The following is a 17,435-nucleotide window of genomic DNA, read 5'->3' as shown; positions in this document are numbered from 1 at the left end:
CCGCGTATTCCGTCATTGCGAGCGAAGCAATCCAGACTGCACCCGCGGAAAGGTTCTGGATTGCTTCGTCGCTGCGCTCCTCGCAATTGTGCATGTTCACTAATTCGCTGATTGGATCGCTCCACAGGAGGACGATCCGATGCGCGACAACAGCTACGACCGGACGATTGAGCGCAACTATCTACAGAAGTGGCGTTTTCTGATCCCGGAGTATGAGGCGGTGAAGGCTGGCCGATCGGCGCTGTTCAAGCGGGTCGGCGACTTTTACCGGCACCACGGGACCTGCTCACAGACGTTCCGCAAGTATTACAATCGCTATCTGCAGAGCGGCGAGGAAGCGGACCTGCTGCCGCGGCGGCGCGGCCCCAAGTGGCGGGAACGGCGCGACCCGGAAGGAATCGAGGCGGAGATCGTCACCCATCGCAAGCGGGGGATGAACCGTTATGAGATCCATGCCGTCTTGCGCGAGACGCGCGACACGGTACCTTCACCGATCACGATCTACCGGGTGCTGAGGCGCTATCAGCTGAACCGGCGCACGCCGGCGATGCGTGAGGAGAAACGCCGTATTATCAAGGACAAGCTCGGGGAGCTGGGCCACGTCGACCTGCATCAATTGCCGCGCGACATGTTCCTCGCGCCACCCCCGGTCACGGCCTCCATCATCAGCCTGATCGACAGCTGCTCGCGCCTGGCCTGGGCCGAGGTCCTGACGTCCAAGAAGGCGCTGCCGGTCATGTTCAAGACCCTGAAGATGATCAACACCCTCAACGTCACTTACGGGCTCGTCTTCCAGGAAATCCTGTCCGACAACGGCGCCGAGTTCGCCGCCCGCACCAAGCCGGACGAGCATCCGTTCGAGGCCATGCTGCTCGAGCTCGGCATCAAACACCGCTACACCAAGCCATACCGGCCGCAGACCAATGGCAAAGTCGAACGCTTCTGGCGCACGCTGGATGATGACGTCATCGAAGGCGCGACCTTCGATAATCTCGACCACATCGCCAACGAACTGTTCGAATACCTCGTCTACTACAACAACCACAGACCCCATCAGGCCTTGGCAGGACAAACTCCCAAAGCCTTTGCGGCTACCAAGACCACCGCGATCCAATCAGCGAATTATTGAACATCGACAGCAATGACGGCAGTGCTCATTTCAAACACCTGCGCAAATGTCGTTTAAAACTTTGTAGGTGATGCATCCATCACGTCCATTGCGTTCAATGGCGGCAATCAACGACGCGAGGCACGCATGACCGCCACCGCCATCCCCGACGGCTTTGAGCCGCATTTCCGCAAGAGCCCGCTCACCGATCCCTGGGAGCCACTCTATTCAAAGCGTACCGACAAGGCCGTGATCGTCGGATTGCGGCTGGCAAAGCCGCACACCAACGCGCGCGGGCTCATCCACGGCGGTCTCATCGCGGCCCTTGCCGATGCCGCGATGGGCTATAGCTGCGCGCAGGCGACGGGCTGGACAACGTCGTTCGTGACGATCTCGCTCGCCATCGACTACGTCGGCGCGGCCGAGATCGGGCAGTGGTGTGCGGTCGAGAGCGAGGTGATCAAGACCGGCAGCACGATCTGTTTCGCGCAATGCCTGGTGAAGGCGGACGACGCCGTGATCGCGCGGGCGAGCGGCACGTTCCGCGTGGTGCCGAAGCAGGCATGAGCTTTCGTGTCCCGGACGCGGCGCGTCATGAAATGACGCGACGCAGAGCCGGGACCCAGCCGGCGTGGGCCCCCGCTCAGCAGCGCATCACTACGTGCTGCGCTGCATCCGGGGCACGAGACTTACCCAAATTTCCAGTTCGTCGTCTCCACCACGAGATCGATGAATGCGCGCACCTTGGCCGACAGCAGCCGCGAGGTTGGATAGACGATGTGGATCGGCAAGGCCGGCTGCTCGAACTTTGCCAGCACGATCTTCAGTCGTCCGCGCTTCAGGCCGTCGGCGGCCTGATACGCCAGCACCCGCGTCACGCCGCCGCCTTGTTCGGCGTATTGCAGCACTGCATCGGCGCTGTTGCTGATGAAGCGCGGGCTCGGCGTGACCTCGATATCGCGGCCGTCGCGCTGAAAACGCCAGTTGGTCGCGGGACCGAACTGGATGGTCCGGTGCTGAAGCAGCGCCTCCGGCGACTTCGGCTCGCCATGGCGCTTGAGGTAGTCGGGGGAGGCGACCACGATCCGCCGCATCTCGCCGACCTGCCGCGCGACAAGCGAGGAATCGGCGAGGTGGCCAATGCGCACCGCAAGGTCGACTGCGTCCTCGACGAGGTTGATCATATGGTCGGACAGCCGCAATTCGCCGGTGACGTCCGGATAGCGCTTCAGGTACGCCGACATCACGGGTCCGACATGCAGCCGGCCGAAGCCGACTGGCGCGGAGACCACGAGCCGCCCGTTCGGTCGGTTGCGCTCGGCGCGCGCCGAGCCATCCGCCTCCTCGACATCGGCGAGGATCCGCCGCGCCCGCTCCAGATAGCGCGTGCCGACGTCGGTGAGAGTCACCGAGCGCGTGGTCCGCTGCAACAGCCGCGCGCCGAGATGCTCTTCCAGCGAGGCGATCAGCCGGGTCACCGCTGACGGCGACAGGTGCAGCCTGCGCGCTGCCGGCGCAAAGCCGCGCAGCTCGGCGACAGCGACGAAGACGTGCATGGCCTCGAGCCGGTCCATGGCTTTATTGCATATATTGCAATGATGAAGTGTCAAGCAGGCTGATTGTTTTGGACCGACGGCGGGCTAATTTTATTCGTGAGAGACGCGAGAACGCGCCAGTTTCCTGGAGATGCTCCGATGCCGTCCGCCCGTATCTACGCCAGCGACGTTGCTTTCACCCCGGCAGTTAAATCGATTCAGACACGAAAGGGCTCGCGCGAGGCGTATTCCGACGCCGAGCAGCGCGGCTGGCGCACCGAGGTCGACGAAAATCTCGCGGCGTTCCTGGCCGATGCCAGCAGTTTCTATCTCGCCACGGCCTCCACCGATGGCCAGCCCTATATCCAGCACCGCGGCGGCCCCAAGGGCTTCTTGAAGGTGCTCGACAAGCAGACGCTCGCCTTCGCGGACTACGGCGGCAACCGGCAGTATCTCACGCAAGGGAACCTCTCCGAAAATCCCAAGGCCTATATCTTCGTGATGGACTATGCTCATCGCCGGAGGGTGAAGATCTGGGGCGAGGCGCGCGTGGTGGAGGACGATGACGCGCTGATGCAATCGCTGACGCCAAGAGGCTACAAGGCGCGCCCCGAGCAGGTCATCCTGTTCAAGATCGCCGCCTGGGACACCAACTGCCCGCAGCACATCCCGCAGAAATTCGACGCGGCCGATGTGGCCGCAGCGCTTGCCGCACGTGATGCAAGGATCGCAGAGCTGGAAGCGGATGTCGCAGCACTGAAGGGACGGAAGTTGGCGGCAACGACAAGCTGACGCAGCGCGTCGAATCTCATGCAACGAGGACGGTGCATACCGCTCTCCCCTTTGTCGGAGAGGGTGGCTCGCCGCATGGCGGCGAGACGGGTGAGGGGGTCTCTCCGCGAATGAATCAGTAGCAGTGAACTCGCGGAGGCGAAGGGAAGTGGAGTTCGTGGAGAGCTACAGCACACTCGCGCCCTCGTGCTGGAAGCCGAGGTAGCTCGCTGCGACGCGTTCGTTGGCGGCGATGTCGCTGGCCTTGCCGGAGAGCACGAACTCGCCGAGCTCCATCACGTAAGCCTTGTCCGCGATCTTCAGCGCGGCCTGCGCGTTCTGCTCGACCAGCAGCACCGAGACGCCGCTGGCGCGCAGCTCGGTGACGATGCGGAAGATGTCGGCGACGATGATGGGAGCCAAGCCGAGGCTCGGCTCGTCCAGCATCAGCAGTTTCGGCTCGCCCATCAGCGCGCGGCCCATGGCGAGCATCTGCTGCTCGCCGCCGGACAGCGTGCCGGCGAGCTGTTTGCGCCGCTCCTTCAGTCGCGGGAACAGTGCGTAGACGCGCTCGATCGAGCTCTTCGCCCTGCCCGCCTCGATGCGGAAGGCTCCGAGCTCCAGATTGTCCTCCACGTTCATGGTCACGAACAATTCGCGGTGCTCCGGCACGAGGCCCAGCCCCAGCGCAACGCGATCCTCGATGCCGAAGCGCGCGAGATCCTGGCCGGCAAAGGCGACCCGGCCCTTCAGCGGCAAAATGCCCATGATGGCGGAGAGCAGCGTGGTCTTGCCGGCGCCATTGGCGCCGACGATGGTGACGATCTCGTTTTGGCCGACCTCGAGCGAAACCGAGCGCACGGCCTCGACCTTGCCGTAGGCGACATGCGCGTCGGTGACTGACAACAGCGCGCTCATGCCGCCACCCCGAGATAGGCCTTGATCACTTCGGGATTGGTCTTGATCGTGGCGGGCGTGCCTTCGGCGATCTTGGTGCCGAAATCGAGCACCACGATGCGGTCGGCCAGATTCATCACGAAGCCCATGTCGTGCTCGACCAGCAGCACGCTCATGCCACCGCCGCGGAGCTCGCGCAGCAGCCTCGCAAGCTGCTGCTTCTCCATGTGACGCAGGCCGGCCGCCGGCTCGTCGAGCAGCAGCAGCATCGGATCGACGCACAGCGCGCGTGCGATCTCGACGATGCGCTGCTGACCGAGCGAGAGTGAGCCTGCGAGCTGATGCATCTGCTCTCCCAGGCCGACGCGCTCGATCTGGCGCGCGGCTTCCGCCAGCAGCCGCGCCTCGTCGGCACGGTCGAGCCGCAGCATCGAGGCAATCGGGCCGGAATGGCCACGCAGATGCGCGCCGATCGCGACGTTCTCCAGCACGGTCATGTCGGGCACCAGCTTCACGTGCTGGAAGGTGCGGGAAATGCCGAGCTTGACGATCTCCTGCGGCGGCGCCTTGTCGACCTTCTTGCCGAGCACCGAGATCGAACCTGACGTGGCGGACAGCACGCCGGTGATCAGGTTGAACGTCGTGCTCTTTCCGGCGCCGTTCGGGCCGATCAGTGCGACGATCTCGCGGGCCTGGACATCGAAGGAGACATTGTTCACGGCGATCACGCCGCCGAACTGCTTTCGCGCTTTTTCGACCTGGAGCAGTACGCTTGCCTCGCCGGGCGCGCGGACGCGCGCCGGCAGGGTCAGCGAGGTGTCCGGCTTCCTGCCGCCAGCCTTCTGCGGCAGGAACGACATCAGCCACGGCCAGACTCCGCCGGGCGCAAGCTGCAAGAGCGCCACCAGCATGATGCCGAATACGATGGTCTCGACCTGGCCCGAGCCGGGCAGGATCAGCGGCAGATAGCTCTGCAGAACCTCCTTCAGGACCACGACGATCGCCGCGCCGAGCACGCCGCCCCAGACATAGCCGGCGCCGCCGACCACCGCGATGAAGAGATACTCGATGCCTGCCTGCGCGCCGAACGGCGTCGGATTCACCGCGCGCTGGAGATGCGCATAGAGCCAGCCGGAGAGACCGGCGAGCACCGCGGCGTGGATGAACACCAAAAGCTTCGCGCGTGGCGTCTGCACGCCGAAGGCTTCGGCCGCGACATGGCCGCGCCTGAGCGCACGGATGGCGCGGCCGGTGCGGGAGTCCAGCAGGTTCATGGTGAGTACCGCCGAGAGGATCACCGCAACCCAGATCGCGTAGTAGATCGAGCCGGGTGAGAGCATCTTGAACGTGCCGATCGAGAGCGGCGGGATCGCGGAGATGCCGTCGTTACGCCCAAGGAATTCGAGCTTGCTGAAGAGGTAGAACAGCCCGAGCCCCCAGGCGAGCGTGCCGAGCGGCAGATAATGGCCCGAGAGGCGGACCGTGATCAGCCCGAGAAGCACCGCGAGCAGGCCGCTGACCAGCAGCGAGAGCGGCAAGGTCAGCCAGGGCGACAGGCCATAGGCCGTCGACAGCACTGCGGTGGTGTAGGCGCCGAAGCCGACGAAGGCCGCCTGTCCGAACGAGGTGAGGCCGCCGACGCCGGTGAGCATCACGAGGCCCATCGCGACCAGCGCGGCGAGGCCGATATTGTCCAGGAGCACGATCCAGAACGGCGGCACGCCGGGAAGATGCGGGATCGCCGCGATGAGAAGCGCGAAGACGAGAATGGGAAGACGGTCGTTCATCGCGCTCAGTCCTTCTCTTCCTCGACCGCAGGGGCTGCGAGCGAACGCAGCAGCAGCACCGGGATCAGGAGCATGAAGACGATGACCTCCTTGTAGTTGCTGGCGTAGAAGGACGAGAATGCCTCGACGATGCCAACGAACAGCGCTGCGATTGCCGTCAAGGGATAGCTGACGAGGCCGCCGATGATCGCGGCGACGAAACCCTTCAGTCCGATCAGAAAACCGCTGTCGTAGTAGAGGGTCGTAATCGGGACGATGAGGATGCCGGACAGCGCGCCGATCACGGACGCCAGCAGGAAGGCGATCTGCCCCGACAGCGAGGTGCGGATGCCGGCAAGCCGCGCACCCAGCCGGTTGACGGCGGTCGCGCGCAGCGCCTTGCCGTAGCGCGTGAAGCCGAAGAACAGCCAGAGGCCGACGATGAAGGCGATGGTGATGCCGTAGACTGTGATGCTCTGGCCGGTGAAGCGAAGCGATCCGAGCGTGAAGGCGGTCGACAGCACTGCCGGTCCGCGCTGGCCTTCGGCGCCGAAGAACAGGAGCCCGAGGCCCTGGAGCGCGAGATGGACACCGACGGAGGCGATCAGCAGCACGAGCACCGAGGTGTGCGCTAAGGGCTGGAACACGATGCGGTAGAGCGACACACCGATCAGCGCGACGATCACGAGCGACAGCGCCATCGAGATCGCGACCGGCGGCCTCTGGCCGGCGAAGTAGAGGGTCACCGCCAGCACGACTGCCGGCAGCACGATGTTGGCGAGGAAGGTGCGGAGGATCAGTCGCCCATGCAGCGCTTTGCGGCCTGCGAACAGGTCGAACACGAAGGCGACGATGCCCATCGCGAGCGCGAGCTTGGCCGTGCCCGGCATCTGGCCGGAGGCGAGCGAGGCATAGGTCAGCGCGCCATAGGTAACGAATTCGCCTTGCGGAATCAGGATGACGCGGGTGACGGCGAACACCAGCACCAGGGCCAGTCCGAGCAGCGCGTAGATCGCGCCGTTGGTGATGCCGTCCTGGACAAGGAACAGCAGGATGGTGGTATTCAAGAGCGGTCGCTCCCCCCTTAAGGTCGGGGCCGATCCCGCTTTCGTGGTGGATCGGCCCTCATGGCCATTGAAAACTTCTGGCGATATTTGATATGATCCATAACAATTATCGAATATAACTTCAAGGGCCGGGGAACACCGGGCATAAATCTAGCGGGATTGCGGGCAACAGGCGATGACCGTTTCCAAGGCGGCGGAAAAGTCGGCGGAATCAACCGCAAAGGGCGCGGAGGCGGCCAGGGCGCGCAGGGACGCGCTTGATGATGCCGGCGAGGCCCTTCAGCTTGGCGAACTCTCCGAGCAGCTCGGCTACGTGCTCAAACGCGCCCAGCTCAAGGTGTTCGAGAATTTCCTGCGCTGCGTGGCCTCGCTCCAGCTCACGCCGGCGCAGTTTTCCGTGCTGCTGCTGGTCGAGAAGAATCCCGGCCGCAATCAGACCGAGATCGCTTCCACGCTTGGCATCCTGCGCCCGAATTTTGTGGCCATGCTGGATAACCTCGAGAGCCGCGACCTTTGCGCGCGAATCCGCTCCACCAACGATCGCCGCTCGCACATCCTCGTCTTGACCGACAAGGGCAAGGCCGTATTGGGCCGCGCCAAAAAGCTCGTCGCCACCAAGCACGAGGCGCGACTGAACGAGCTCTTGGGGGGAGCCAACCGCGAAGCCCTGATCGCGATGCTCTCCACGATCGCCAACGAGTTTTGAGGCGAGCTGTCGTTCCGGGGCGCGACGGCGATGAATCTCACGGCGATGACTTCTGCCCGACTTACTGGGGCACCGTTCTTGCCGCTGGGCACCCTGCGCTCCCTCCCCCCTTGCGGGGGAGGGTAGGGGAGGGGGGTAGCCCGGGAAAAGGTGCACGGCGTTTTCGCGGATCGCAGCAACGCGGACTCGTGTCGCCTTCTCGAGAGAGCGTGCCGTGTGGCACCCCCCTCCCTGGCCCTCCCCCGCAAGGGGGGAGGGAACATACCTGCCTTGTCTCGAACGCTCGGTGCAATGCTTGCGCTTGATCCCAAGGCGAATGCTTTCGCAGTGATTACGCCGCGGCGAACCGATCAGGCAGTGCAGGCGTATCGAGGGACAGCAAGCGCCGCTTGCCTTCCGCGCCGGCAGGGGGCGACTGACTAGATAGCCCTGCATTTCCGTGCATCCCGCCGCGATGCGGTCGAGCTGCTCGGGCGTTTCGACGCCTTCCGTCGCCTTCATTCTCACCCCACTCGCGAGCGCGGCCATCGCCCGCAGCCGGCCGGCATCCGGCCCCTGCGGCCGCGAGCGTGCCGCCTGATGTGCAATGCAGCATAATTGATGCTTGATACATCATTTTAGATGTTATATGCCTGCTTTATCAATCATGGCACTTGCCATGGAGGCTCACCCAGTGATTACCGCCGCGCAACTTCGGGCTGCCCGGGCCCTGCTCGGGATCGACCAGCGCGAACTGGCGCAGCGCTGCTCGCTGTCACTGCCGACGATCCAGCGCATGGAGGCTTCCGAGGGCGTCATTCGCGGCAACGTCGATTCCCTGATGAAGCTGGTCGAGGCGCTCGCGACGGCGGGCATTGAACTGATCGGCGAGGGCGCGCCCTCGACCGGCGGCGGCCGCGGCGTGCGGCTGAAATCCCTGCCGAGCGCGGGCGAGGACAACAAATGACGACGCGCGCGCAACTCGCAACCCGGGAGCCCTGATGATCTCGGTGGCGCTATGGTCGGTGGCACTGCTGCTGGCGCTGGCGCCGGTCGGGATCGCGCTGTCGACGCGGCCGCGCGGTTCGACCGTTCTCTATGGCGCCTGCCTCGCTGTCACTGCGACGCTCTGCATCGCCGCGCTTCTTCATCTGCTCGATCCCGCGTATCCGGTGTTGAGCGCGACGCTGCCGATCGGCCTGCCCTGGCTGGGGGCTCACTTCCGTCTCGATGCGCTGTCGGCTTTCTTCCTGGTCGTGGTCAATCTTGGCGGCGTAGCCGCGAGTCTGTTCGCGCTCGGCTATGGCGCGCATGAAGAATCTCCCGGCCGCGTGCTGCCGTTCTATCCGGCGTATCTCGCCGGCATGAACACCGTCGTGCTGGCGAACGACGCCTTCAGTTTTCTGGTGGCATGGGAGTTCATGTCGCTGACCTCCTGGGCGCTGGTGGTCGCGCATCATCGCGAGGCCGACAACGTTCGCGCCGGCTACGTCTATCTCCTGATGGCAAGCTTCGGCACGCTGGCGCTGCTGCTCGCCTTCGGCCTGCTCGCCAATGGCGCCGGTTACGATTTCGATACGATTCGCGCTTCGCATCCCTCGGCCGCGCTCGCCGGCATGGTGGTGATCCTCGTCCTGCTTGGCGCCGGCTCCAAAGCAGGCCTCGTGCCGCTGCACGCCTGGCTGCCGCTCGCCCATCCCGCCGCACCGAGCCACGTCTCAGCCCTCATGAGCGGGGTGATGACCAAGGTCGCCGTCTACGGTTTTGTCCGCATCGTCTTCGACCTGCTGCCGGAGCCGGAGTGGTGGTGGAGCATGGTGGTGCTACTGGTCGGCGGCCCCACCGCGACGCTGGGCGTGCTCTACGCGCTGATGCAGCGCGACATCAAGCGCGTGTTGGCCTATTCGACCATCGAGAATATCGGCATCATCTTCACCGGCCTTGGCCTCGCGCTCGCCTTCAAGGCGCAGGGGCTCGACTGGGTGGCGGCCCTGGCCTTCACCGCGGCGCTGCTGCACGTGTTCAATCATGCGATGTTCAAGAGTCTTCTGTTCTTCGGCGCCGGCGCGGTGCTGGAGTCGACCGGGGCGCGCGACATGGAGAAGCTCGGCGGGCTGATCCATCGCATGCCCCGCACGGCCTTCGCGATGTTGGTCGGCTGCGTCGCGATCTCGGCGCTGCCGCCCTTCAACGGCTTCGTCTCGGAATGGCTGACCTTTCAGGCGATCCTGCTGTCGCCGCAACTGCCGTCCTGGGGCTTGAAGCTCGCAATCCCCGCGGTCGGTGGTCTATTGGCGCTGGCGGCGGCCTTCGCCGCGGCCTGCTTCGTCAAGCTCTACGGCATCAGCTTCCTCGGCCGTTCCCGCTCCGATGCCGCCGCGACCGCGCACGAGACCGATCGTTTCTCGCTGACTGCGATGTTCGCGCTCGCGGCGCTTTGCCTCGTCGCCGGGATCCTGCCCGGCCTGTTCATCGATGCGCTGGCGCCGGTGAGCAAGGCCATGGTCGGCAATGTCATGCCGCATCAGACGGGATTGCAATGGCTCACGATCGTGCCGATCGCGGAAAGCCGCAGCTCCTACAACGGTCTCCTCGTCTTCCTCTTCATCGCGCTCTGCGGCACCGCCGCGGCATCCGCCATCCATCGCCTCGCCTCCGATCGCCTGCGCCGCGCGCCCGCCTGGGATTGTGGTTATCCCGATCCCAACCCCGCGATCCAGTACTCGGCCTCGAGCTTCTCACAGCCGATCCGCCGCGTCTTCGGCAGTGTGATCTTTGCGGCTCGCGAGATCGGCGAGATGCCGCCGCCATCCTCGCCAGCGCCCGCGCGGCTCACTGTCGAGCTGCATGACCTGATCTGGGAGGCGCTCTACGCGCCGATTGCAAAGGCAATGACCTTCGCCACCGAGCACGTCAACGTCCTCCAGTTCCTCACCATCCGCCGCTACCTGACGCTGGTGTTCGTGGCGCTCATAGTCCTGCTCCTGGTGGTGGCACTATGAATGCGCTGCGCGACATCCTCTCGCAAGGCACGCAGATGCTGCTGGTGCTGCTGCTCGCCCCGCTGCTCACCGGCTACGTGCGCAAGGTGAAGGCGCGGCTGCTTCGTCGGCGCGGACCGCCGTTGCTCCAACCCTATCGCGATCTCGTCCGCCTGATGCGCAAGGACGTCGTGCTCGCGGACAACGCCTCCTGGCTGTTTCGCGTCATTCCCTATCTGATGTTCGCCGGCACCTGGGTGGCGGCCTCGCTGGTGCCGACATTCGGCAACGGTCTGTTGTTCTTCTGGAGCGCCGATCTCATCGCCATCATCGCGCTGCTCGGCAGCGCCCGTTTCTTTCAGGCGCTCGCCGGCATGGATGTCGGCACCGCCTTCGGTGGTATCGGCTCCAGCCGCGAGGTGATGATCGCCTCGCTCGCCGAGCCCGCGATCCTGATCACCGTGTTCTCCGTCGCCATGATTGCGGGTTCGACCCAGCTTTCCAACGTTGCGGAGTTCATGGGCTCGGACGCGGTTGGTTTGCGCGTGTCGCTGGGCATGGCGTTTGTCGCACTGACTATCGTGGCACTGGCAGAGAATGCCCGCATCCCCGTCGACAATCCCGCCACCCATCTCGAGCTCACCATGGTACATGAAGCCATGGTGCTGGAATATTCGGGGCGGCATCTCGCGCTGATCGACCTGTCGTCGCAGCTCAAGCTCCTGCTCTACGTCTCGCTGATCGCCTGCATATTCCTGCCCTGGGGCACGGCAACCGCCGATGCGAGCGTTGCGGCTCTGGCGTCTGGCGTGCTGCTCTATCTCGGCAAGCTTGCAGTCCTCGGCTTCCTGCTCGCCGTGTTCGAGACGTCGATCGCCAAGATGCGCGTGTTCCGGATTCCCGAGTTCCTGGGCGCGGCGCTGATGCTGGCGCTGCTCGCCACCCTGCTGCGCTTCGTGTCGGGGAGCCTGTAAGACATGAGCAGCCTGCAATTCGATATCGCCCACCTGCTCGCCGGTTCGCTCGTGCTGGCGAGCTTCATGCTGCTTTACCAGGACCGGCTTTATGCGCTGCTCAACGTCTATGCGCTGCACGCGACCGTGCTGGCGCTGTCGGTGGCCTGGCAGGCCTATATCCAGGCCGCGCCGCACCTCTATGTCACCGCGCTGATCGCTCTCGTTTTCAAGGCCATCATCATTCCGGTGGCGCTGCACCGGATCATCCGGCGGCTCGGCATTCACCGCGAGATCGAGAACGTGATCGGCGTGGGACTCACCATGATGGCCGGCATCGGCCTCGTCGCGCTGTCGATGGTGGTGATGCTGCGGGTCACGCCGGGCGCCGACGCGCTCGCGCGCGAGGATCTCGCCTTCGCGCTGTCGGTGGTGCTGCTCGGGCTTTTGATCATGGTCACAAGGCGCAACGCGGTGAGTCAGGTGGTCGGCTTCATGTCGCTGGAAAACGGGCTCGTGCTGGCGGCGACCGGCGCCAAGGGCATGCCGTTGGTGGTCGAGATCAGCGTCGCCTTCTCGGTGCTGATCGCCTTCATCGTGATCGGCATCTTCCTGTTCCGCATCCGCGAGCGCTTTGACAGCGTCGATGTGCAGGCGCTCGACCGCTTCAGGGGAGAGCGGCGATGACGATCGACGCGCTCGGTGCCATCCTGCTGATCCCGGCCGTCTCGGCCGCGCTGCTGGCGATCCTGCCCGGCTACCTCTTGACGGCAAAGCTCAACGTCGTTGCAGCGCTCGCGACCTTCCTCACCTCGCTGTCGCTGTTCGTGATCGAGCCGACGTCGGGGCAATATCTGCTGCTCGACGACCTCAACAAGGTTTTCATCGTGCTGACGACCTTCGTCGGCTTCACGACATCCGTGTTCAGCGCGAGCTACATTCACCACGAAATCGAGACCGGACGGCTGACGCCGGCCTTCCTGCGCTTCTATCACGCGATGTACCAGACGCTGATGTTCGCGATGAACCTCGCGCTCGTCGCCAACAATATCGGCCTGATGTGGGTCGCGGTCGAGGTCGCGACGCTCACCACCGTGCTGATGGTCGGCATCTACCGTACCCATGAGGCGCTGGAGGCCGCCTGGAAATATTTCATCCTCGGCAGCGTGGGCATTGCGCTGGCGCTGTTCGGCACGATCCTGGTCTACATGGCGGCGCGCCCTGCGGTGGGCGAGGGGCTCGACGGCATGGTCTGGACCGTGCTGGTGCGGCACGCCGCAGCATTCGATCCGGCGCTGCTCAACGTCGCTTTCGTCTTCCTGCTGCTCGGCTACGGCACCAAGGTCGGCCTCGCGCCGCTCCACGCCTGGCTGCCCGACGCGCATGCCGAAGGTCCGACGCCGATCTCCGCGGTGCTCTCGGGCCTTCTGCTCAATGTCGCGCTCTATGCGCTGCTCCGCTTCAAGATGATGCTCGCGGTCAACGCGGCGGCGATCGCGCCGGGGCCGCTGATGGTGACCATGGGCCTGATCTCCGTGATCTTTGCCGCGCTGATGCTGTACCGCCGCCGCGACATCAAGCGCATGTTCGCCTACTCCTCGATCGAGCATATGGGCATCATCGTCTTCGCCTTCGGCATGGGCGGGTCGCTCGCGAATTTCGCCGGCCTCCTGCACATGACCATGCACTCGCTGACCAAATCCGCGATCTTCTTCGCGGTCGGCCATATCGCGCAGGTCAAGGGCACCCAGAAGATCGCCGATATCGGGGGGCTCACGGTGACCAACCCGGTGCTCGGCTGGGGCCTGATGCTCGGCGTCATGGCCATCGTCGGCCTGCCGCCGCTCGGCATCTTCATGAGCGAGTTCCTGGTCGTCAGCTCGACCTTTACCCGCGCGCCATGGCTGACCGCGATCCTGGTGCTTGGTATCATCATCGCGCTGGGCGGGCTTTTCTTGCGGGTCGGCGTCGTCATGTTCGGCGCGCCCAAGGGCAAGAGCGCGCCGGCGGAGGCCTCCTATGTGCCGATGTTCACGCATCTGGCGCTGGTGGCGATGGCCGGCATCTATCTGCCGCCGGTCCTGGTGACCGGTTTTACGAATGTCGCAAAGCTGCTGGGATAGGCGATGGATATCCTCGACGGCATCCCCCATGTTCACGCGGTTGCGTCGCACCGGCCCTGGCCGCGTGCCGTCGTGGCGGACGCGGGCTGGCAGGCGGCGATCGAGCAACTGACCGCCGGCCGCCTGACGCTGCTCGGCTTCTGGGGGGAGCCGTCTGCGGTGCACATGGCGCTGCTCGATGGAGCCGCCGCCGAGATTGCGGTCGTCACCTACGAATGTGCGGCGGGTAGATTTCCGAGCGTCGCCCGCCAGCATCTGCCCGCGCTGCGGCTGGAGCGTACCATCCACGACCTGTTCGGGCTGACGCCAACCGGCGCCGACGATATGCGGCCATGGCTCGATCACCACGTCTGGGGCAAATCGTTCCCGCTTGGAAACCGCAATGTGCCGCGCGGGGCGGTCACGTACCAGTTTCTACCGGCCGAAGGCGAGGCGCTGCACCAGGTTGCTGTCGGCCCCGTCCATGCCGGCATCATCGAGCCCGGTCATTTCCGCTTCACCGCCAATGGCGAACATGTCGTGCGGCTCGAGCAGTGGCTGGGCTACACGCATAAGGGCATCGAGCGGCTGATGCAGGGCGCGAGCCTGGACGTCGCGGCAAAGCTCGCCAATCGCACCTCCGGCGACAGTGCGGTCGCCTACGCCTTCGCCTTTGCGCGCGCCGTGGAGGCGGCGCTCGACATCGAGGCGCCGCCGCGGGCGATATTCTTGCGGGCACTGATGGCGGAGCTGGAACGCCTCGCCAACCATTTCGGCGACATCGGTGCGATCTGCAACGACGCCTCCTTCGCGCTGATGCATGCCCAGACCGGCATTTTGCGCGAGCGCTGCTTGCGCGCCGCGAATGTCGCGTTCGGCCATCGCCTGATGATGGATGTCATCGTGCCCGGCGGCGTGGTGCAAGACATCGCGCCCGACGGAGACATGGCACTGCGGAGGCTGCTAGCTGAAATCAAGAGGGTGTTTCCGCGCCTGATCGAGCTCTACGACAACACGGCGTCACTCCAGGACCGCACCGTCACCACGGGCATCGTGAAGACGGAGTATGCACGGCAGTTCGGCGCCGGCGGCTATGTCGGCCGCGCCTCGGGGCGCAATTTCGATGCGCGACGCACGCTCGCCTACGCGCCTTACGATCGCTTGGCGTTCGAGGTGCCGGTGCTCGAAGCGGGCGATGTCAATGCACGGGTCTGGATCCGCATCCGCGAGGTCGAGCAGAGCGTCGCGCTGATTGCGCAGATTCTGGACCTGATGTCGCCGGGCGAGATCAGGAGCGCGGTGCCGGCCGGGCGCGGTGACTGCGAAGGCCTGGCGGTGACGGAGGCGTTTCGCGGCGACGTGCTGATCTGGCTCAGGCTGGACCAGGAGTTGCGCGTGCAGCGCTGTCATCTGCGCGACGCCTCGTGGTTCCAATGGCCGCTGCTGGAGACCGCGATCGAGGGCAATATCATCGCCGACTTCCCGCTCTGCAACAAGTCCTTCAACTGTTCCTATTCGGGCGCGGATCTCTGAGCCATGCGCAAGACCCTGCTCGAAAGCCTCACCCACGGTTCGCTGACGGAGCCCGCACCCGCGCCGGACGAGGCCGCACTCGCCGAGCTTGCGAGCAAGGTCGACCGTGCCGCGCAGGCAAGGCTCGGCCGTTCGCTCGCGATCCGCCAGGTCGATGCCGGCTCCTGCAATGGCTGCGAGCTCGAAATTCACGCGCTCTCCAACGCCTTCTACGACATTGAACGCTTCGGCCTGCGCTTCGTCGCCTCGCCGCGCCATGCCGACGTGCTGCTCGTCACCGGTCCCGTGACCCACAACATGAGGCAAGCGCTGGAGCGGACCTACAACGCCACGCCCGACCCGAAATGGGTCGTCGCCGTCGGCGGCTGCGCGCTCGATGGCGGCATTTTTGGAGGCAGCTACGCCTGCGTCGGCGGCGTGTCCGAGGTCGTTCCGGTGGATCTGCAGATCAAGGGCTGCCCGCCGACACCGACGGATCTGCTGAAAGGCCTGCTCGCGCTGCTGGAGCATGTCGGCGGGAAGGGGTGAGCTGTATCCACATCCTCGGTCATTGCGACGAGCGAAGCGACGAGGCAATCCAGAGTCTTCCCGCGGAAAGATTCTGGATTGCGTCGCTTCGCTCGCAATGACGGGGGAGCCGTGCCTCAATCCACCAAGATCGCCCTGATGTCGTTCACGTTCGTCAGCGTCGGCCCCGGCAGCAGCAGGTCGCCGGTCGCGGCAAAGAACGCCGACGCGTCGTTGTTGTCGAGATAGGCCTGCGGCTCCAGCGCCAGCATCTTCATCTTCGCAAACGTCGCCGCGTCGATCAGTGCGCCCGCGGGGTCGGTGGCCTTGCCGGCGCCGCCATCGGCGCCGTCGGTGTCGCCGGCGAGGGCGGCGACATCGGGGGTGTCCTTCAACAGGTCGGCGAGCGCCAGCGCGTATTCCTGGTTCGGGCCGCCGCGGCCATTGCCGCGCACGGTTACCGTGAGCTCGCCGCCGGAGAGGATGGCGGTGCGCTTGCCGGCGGCGCGCGCCTTCAAGGCCAGCTGCGCATGCGCGGCGGCGACCTCGCGCGCCTCGCCCTCGAGATCGGCGCCGAGATCGATCACCTCATAGCCCGCGTCCTTCGCCAGCTTGACCGCGGCGTCGAGCGACTGCCTGGGACGCGCGATCAGTTCGAAATGCGCGCGCACAAACGCGGCATCGCCGGGCTTGCAGCTCTCGTTGCCGGGATCGTCCAGCGCGCGGCGTACCGCGTCGTCGAGCGCGAGCTCGTATTTCGCGACGATGGCGCGGGCATCGGCGAGCGTGGTCGGGTCCGGCACCGTGGGGCCGGAGGCGATCGCGGAGGGCTCGTCATGTGGCACGTCGGAGATCGCGAGCGTCACGATCTCGGCTGCATTTCGGCCGGCGCGCGCGAGCCGCCCGCCCTTGATGCGCGACAGATGTTTTCTGACCGTGTTGACCTCGCCGATCGGCGCGCCCGAGCGCAACAGCGCACGGTTGACCGCCTGCTTCTGCGCGAAGCTGATGCCTTCGATGGGGGCGATCCAGTTCGCCGAGCCGCCGCCGGAGAGCAGCACCAGAAGGAGATCGTCGGGCCTGGCCTGTTGCGCGAGTTCCAGCGTGTCGGCGGCGCCCTTGAGGCCTGCTTCATCAGGCACGGGATGGCCGGCCTCGACCACCCTGATGCGCCGCGTCGGCACGCCATGGCCGTGGCGGGTGGTGGCGATGCCGACCAGTCGCTCCGGATCGAGCTTGAGCGTGTCGAGATAGTACCGCTCGGCGGCCGCTGCCATCGCGCCTGCGCCCTTGCCGGCGGCGAGGCAGATCACGCGGCCCTTAGGGGCGGGGCGCAGATGCGGCGCCAGCACGACGTCCGGGTGAGCGGCGGCGACGGCGGCGTCATAGAGGGCGCGGAGCAGGGGACGTCGGTCGGTCATGGCGATGCTTTCGTCAAGGAGAGCCGGTTGCCGGCGCCTCGCCGGACTAGGCCCGCCCCTTGCCTAGCGCATCGCCGCGCAAAGCGTAAGCGGGCTTGCCCATCATTCG

At 65.4% G+C, this 17,435-nt stretch carries 16 protein-coding genes; 11 read left to right on the top strand and 5 right to left on the bottom strand.

Annotated elements, in window-relative coordinates; all coding sequences use genetic code 11:
- Positions 1 to 139 precede the first annotated feature (139 nt).
- Positions 140 to 1,129 (top strand): integrase core domain-containing protein, encoded by a 990-nt coding sequence (locus QA640_RS40795; RefSeq protein ID WP_283038243.1) that lies wholly within the window; start codon positions 140 to 142, stop codon positions 1,127 to 1,129.
- Positions 1,130 to 1,255: 126 nt separating this feature from the next.
- The gene (locus QA640_RS40790) at positions 1,256 to 1,675 is read left to right on the top strand and encodes a PaaI family thioesterase (RefSeq protein ID WP_283038242.1); all 420 of its coding nucleotides are present in this window, start codon (positions 1,256 to 1,258) and stop codon (positions 1,673 to 1,675) included.
- 122 nt (positions 1,676 to 1,797) lie between these two features.
- Here the strand turns inward: QA640_RS40790 and QA640_RS40785 are convergent, their stop codons facing one another.
- Positions 1,798 to 2,682 carry a LysR family transcriptional regulator gene (locus QA640_RS40785; protein WP_283038241.1) on the bottom strand — a complete coding sequence of 295 codons (885 nt, stop codon included), beginning with the start codon at positions 2,680 to 2,682 and terminating at the stop codon, positions 1,798 to 1,800.
- A 120-nt stretch (positions 2,683 to 2,802) separates the two neighbouring features.
- Here QA640_RS40785 and QA640_RS40780 point away from each other — a divergent pair, with 120 nt between their 5' ends.
- A complete protein-coding gene (locus tag QA640_RS40780; protein ID WP_283038240.1) occupies positions 2,803 to 3,435 on the top strand; it encodes a pyridoxamine 5'-phosphate oxidase family protein in 633 nt (210 codons plus the stop codon).
- 165 nt (positions 3,436 to 3,600) lie between these two features.
- On the opposite strand, the gene QA640_RS40775 is transcribed toward QA640_RS40780, so the two are convergent.
- From QA640_RS40775 to QA640_RS40765, 3 genes are read right to left on the bottom strand one after another with little or no spacing between them, the layout of a single operon-like run.
- Positions 3,601 to 4,332 (bottom strand): ABC transporter ATP-binding protein, encoded by a 732-nt coding sequence (locus tag QA640_RS40775; RefSeq protein ID WP_283038239.1) that lies wholly within the window; start codon positions 4,330 to 4,332, stop codon positions 3,601 to 3,603.
- On the bottom strand, positions 4,329 to 6,098 hold the full coding sequence (locus QA640_RS40770; protein ID WP_283038238.1) for a branched-chain amino acid ABC transporter ATP-binding protein/permease: 1,770 nt from the start codon (positions 6,096 to 6,098) through the stop codon (positions 4,329 to 4,331). The genes QA640_RS40775 and QA640_RS40770 overlap by 4 nt, the downstream gene beginning before the upstream one ends.
- Before the next feature lie 5 nt (positions 6,099 to 6,103).
- On the bottom strand, positions 6,104 to 7,144 hold the full coding sequence (locus QA640_RS40765) for a branched-chain amino acid ABC transporter permease (RefSeq protein ID WP_283038237.1): 1,041 nt from the start codon (positions 7,142 to 7,144) through the stop codon (positions 6,104 to 6,106).
- Positions 7,145 to 7,319: 175 nt separating this feature from the next.
- Here QA640_RS40765 and QA640_RS40760 point away from each other — a divergent pair, with 175 nt between their 5' ends.
- The 8 genes from QA640_RS40760 to nuoB all read left to right on the top strand — a co-directional run bounded on the left by QA640_RS40760 (position 7,320) and on the right by nuoB (position 15,926).
- Positions 7,320 to 7,850 (top strand): MarR family transcriptional regulator, encoded by a 531-nt coding sequence (locus QA640_RS40760; RefSeq protein ID WP_283038236.1) that lies wholly within the window; start codon positions 7,320 to 7,322, stop codon positions 7,848 to 7,850.
- A 673-nt stretch (positions 7,851 to 8,523) separates the two neighbouring features.
- A complete protein-coding gene (locus tag QA640_RS40755; protein WP_283038235.1) occupies positions 8,524 to 8,796 on the top strand; it encodes a helix-turn-helix transcriptional regulator in 273 nt (90 codons plus the stop codon).
- A 34-nt stretch (positions 8,797 to 8,830) separates the two neighbouring features.
- Positions 8,831 to 10,831, top strand: coding sequence for a hydrogenase 4 subunit B (gene hyfB / locus QA640_RS40750; RefSeq protein WP_283038234.1), 2,001 nt, complete (start codon positions 8,831 to 8,833; stop codon positions 10,829 to 10,831).
- Positions 10,828 to 11,784 (top strand): NADH-quinone oxidoreductase subunit H, encoded by a 957-nt coding sequence (locus QA640_RS40745; protein WP_283038233.1) that lies wholly within the window; start codon positions 10,828 to 10,830, stop codon positions 11,782 to 11,784. The genes hyfB and QA640_RS40745 overlap by 4 nt, the downstream gene beginning before the upstream one ends.
- Before the next feature lie 3 nt (positions 11,785 to 11,787).
- On the top strand, positions 11,788 to 12,450 hold the full coding sequence (locus QA640_RS40740; protein WP_283038232.1) for a hydrogenase-4 component E: 663 nt from the start codon (positions 11,788 to 11,790) through the stop codon (positions 12,448 to 12,450).
- Positions 12,447 to 13,886: a hydrogenase 4 subunit F gene (locus QA640_RS40735; protein ID WP_283038231.1), complete on the top strand. Its 1,440-nt coding sequence runs from the start codon at positions 12,447 to 12,449 to the stop codon at positions 13,884 to 13,886. Before QA640_RS40740 ends, QA640_RS40735 begins: the two co-directional genes overlap by 4 nt.
- Positions 13,887 to 13,889: 3 nt before the next feature.
- Entirely contained in the window at positions 13,890 to 15,398 is a 1,509-nt protein-coding gene (locus tag QA640_RS40730; RefSeq protein ID WP_283038230.1) for an NADH-quinone oxidoreductase subunit C, read from the top strand.
- Between the two features lie 3 nt (positions 15,399 to 15,401).
- Complete coding sequence (gene nuoB, locus QA640_RS40725; RefSeq protein ID WP_283038229.1) at positions 15,402 to 15,926, top strand: NADH-quinone oxidoreductase subunit NuoB; 525 nt, start codon at positions 15,402 to 15,404, stop codon at positions 15,924 to 15,926.
- Between the two features lie 116 nt (positions 15,927 to 16,042).
- Here nuoB and QA640_RS40720 read toward each other — a convergent pair whose 3' ends face one another.
- Positions 16,043 to 17,326: a glycerate kinase gene (locus QA640_RS40720; RefSeq protein ID WP_283038228.1), complete on the bottom strand. Its 1,284-nt coding sequence runs from the start codon at positions 17,324 to 17,326 to the stop codon at positions 16,043 to 16,045.
- Positions 17,327 to 17,435: the final 109 nt, after the last annotated feature.

It is taken from the genome of Bradyrhizobium sp. CB82 (assembly GCF_029714405.1).
Classification (GTDB): Bacteria; Pseudomonadota; Alphaproteobacteria; order Rhizobiales; family Xanthobacteraceae; genus Bradyrhizobium.
Note: the sequence above shows the minus strand (reverse complement) of the source record. Positions and strands in the feature narration are given on the sequence as shown.

Coding starts and splice junctions, on each gene's coding strand:
- QA640_RS40795 (WP_283038243.1), top strand. CDS start 140: ATGCGCGACAACAGCTACGACCGGACGATTGAGCGCAACTATCTACAG.
- QA640_RS40790 (WP_283038242.1), top strand. CDS start 1,256: ATGACCGCCACCGCCATCCCCGACGGCTTTGAGCCGCATTTCCGCAAG.
- QA640_RS40785 (WP_283038241.1), bottom strand. CDS start 2,682: ATGGACCGGCTCGAGGCCATGCACGTCTTCGTCGCTGTCGCCGAGCTG.
- QA640_RS40780 (WP_283038240.1), top strand. CDS start 2,803: ATGCCGTCCGCCCGTATCTACGCCAGCGACGTTGCTTTCACCCCGGCA.
- QA640_RS40775 (WP_283038239.1), bottom strand. CDS start 4,332: ATGAGCGCGCTGTTGTCAGTCACCGACGCGCATGTCGCCTACGGCAAG.
- QA640_RS40770 (WP_283038238.1), bottom strand. CDS start 6,098: ATGAACGACCGTCTTCCCATTCTCGTCTTCGCGCTTCTCATCGCGGCG.
- QA640_RS40760 (WP_283038236.1), top strand. CDS start 7,320: ATGACCGTTTCCAAGGCGGCGGAAAAGTCGGCGGAATCAACCGCAAAG.
- hyfB (WP_283038234.1), top strand. CDS start 8,831: ATGATCTCGGTGGCGCTATGGTCGGTGGCACTGCTGCTGGCGCTGGCG.
- QA640_RS40745 (WP_283038233.1), top strand. CDS start 10,828: ATGAATGCGCTGCGCGACATCCTCTCGCAAGGCACGCAGATGCTGCTG.
- QA640_RS40740 (WP_283038232.1), top strand. CDS start 11,788: ATGAGCAGCCTGCAATTCGATATCGCCCACCTGCTCGCCGGTTCGCTC.
- QA640_RS40735 (WP_283038231.1), top strand. CDS start 12,447: ATGACGATCGACGCGCTCGGTGCCATCCTGCTGATCCCGGCCGTCTCG.
- QA640_RS40730 (WP_283038230.1), top strand. CDS start 13,890: ATGGATATCCTCGACGGCATCCCCCATGTTCACGCGGTTGCGTCGCAC.
- nuoB (WP_283038229.1), top strand. CDS start 15,402: ATGCGCAAGACCCTGCTCGAAAGCCTCACCCACGGTTCGCTGACGGAG.
- QA640_RS40720 (WP_283038228.1), bottom strand. CDS start 17,326: ATGACCGACCGACGTCCCCTGCTCCGCGCCCTCTATGACGCCGCCGTC.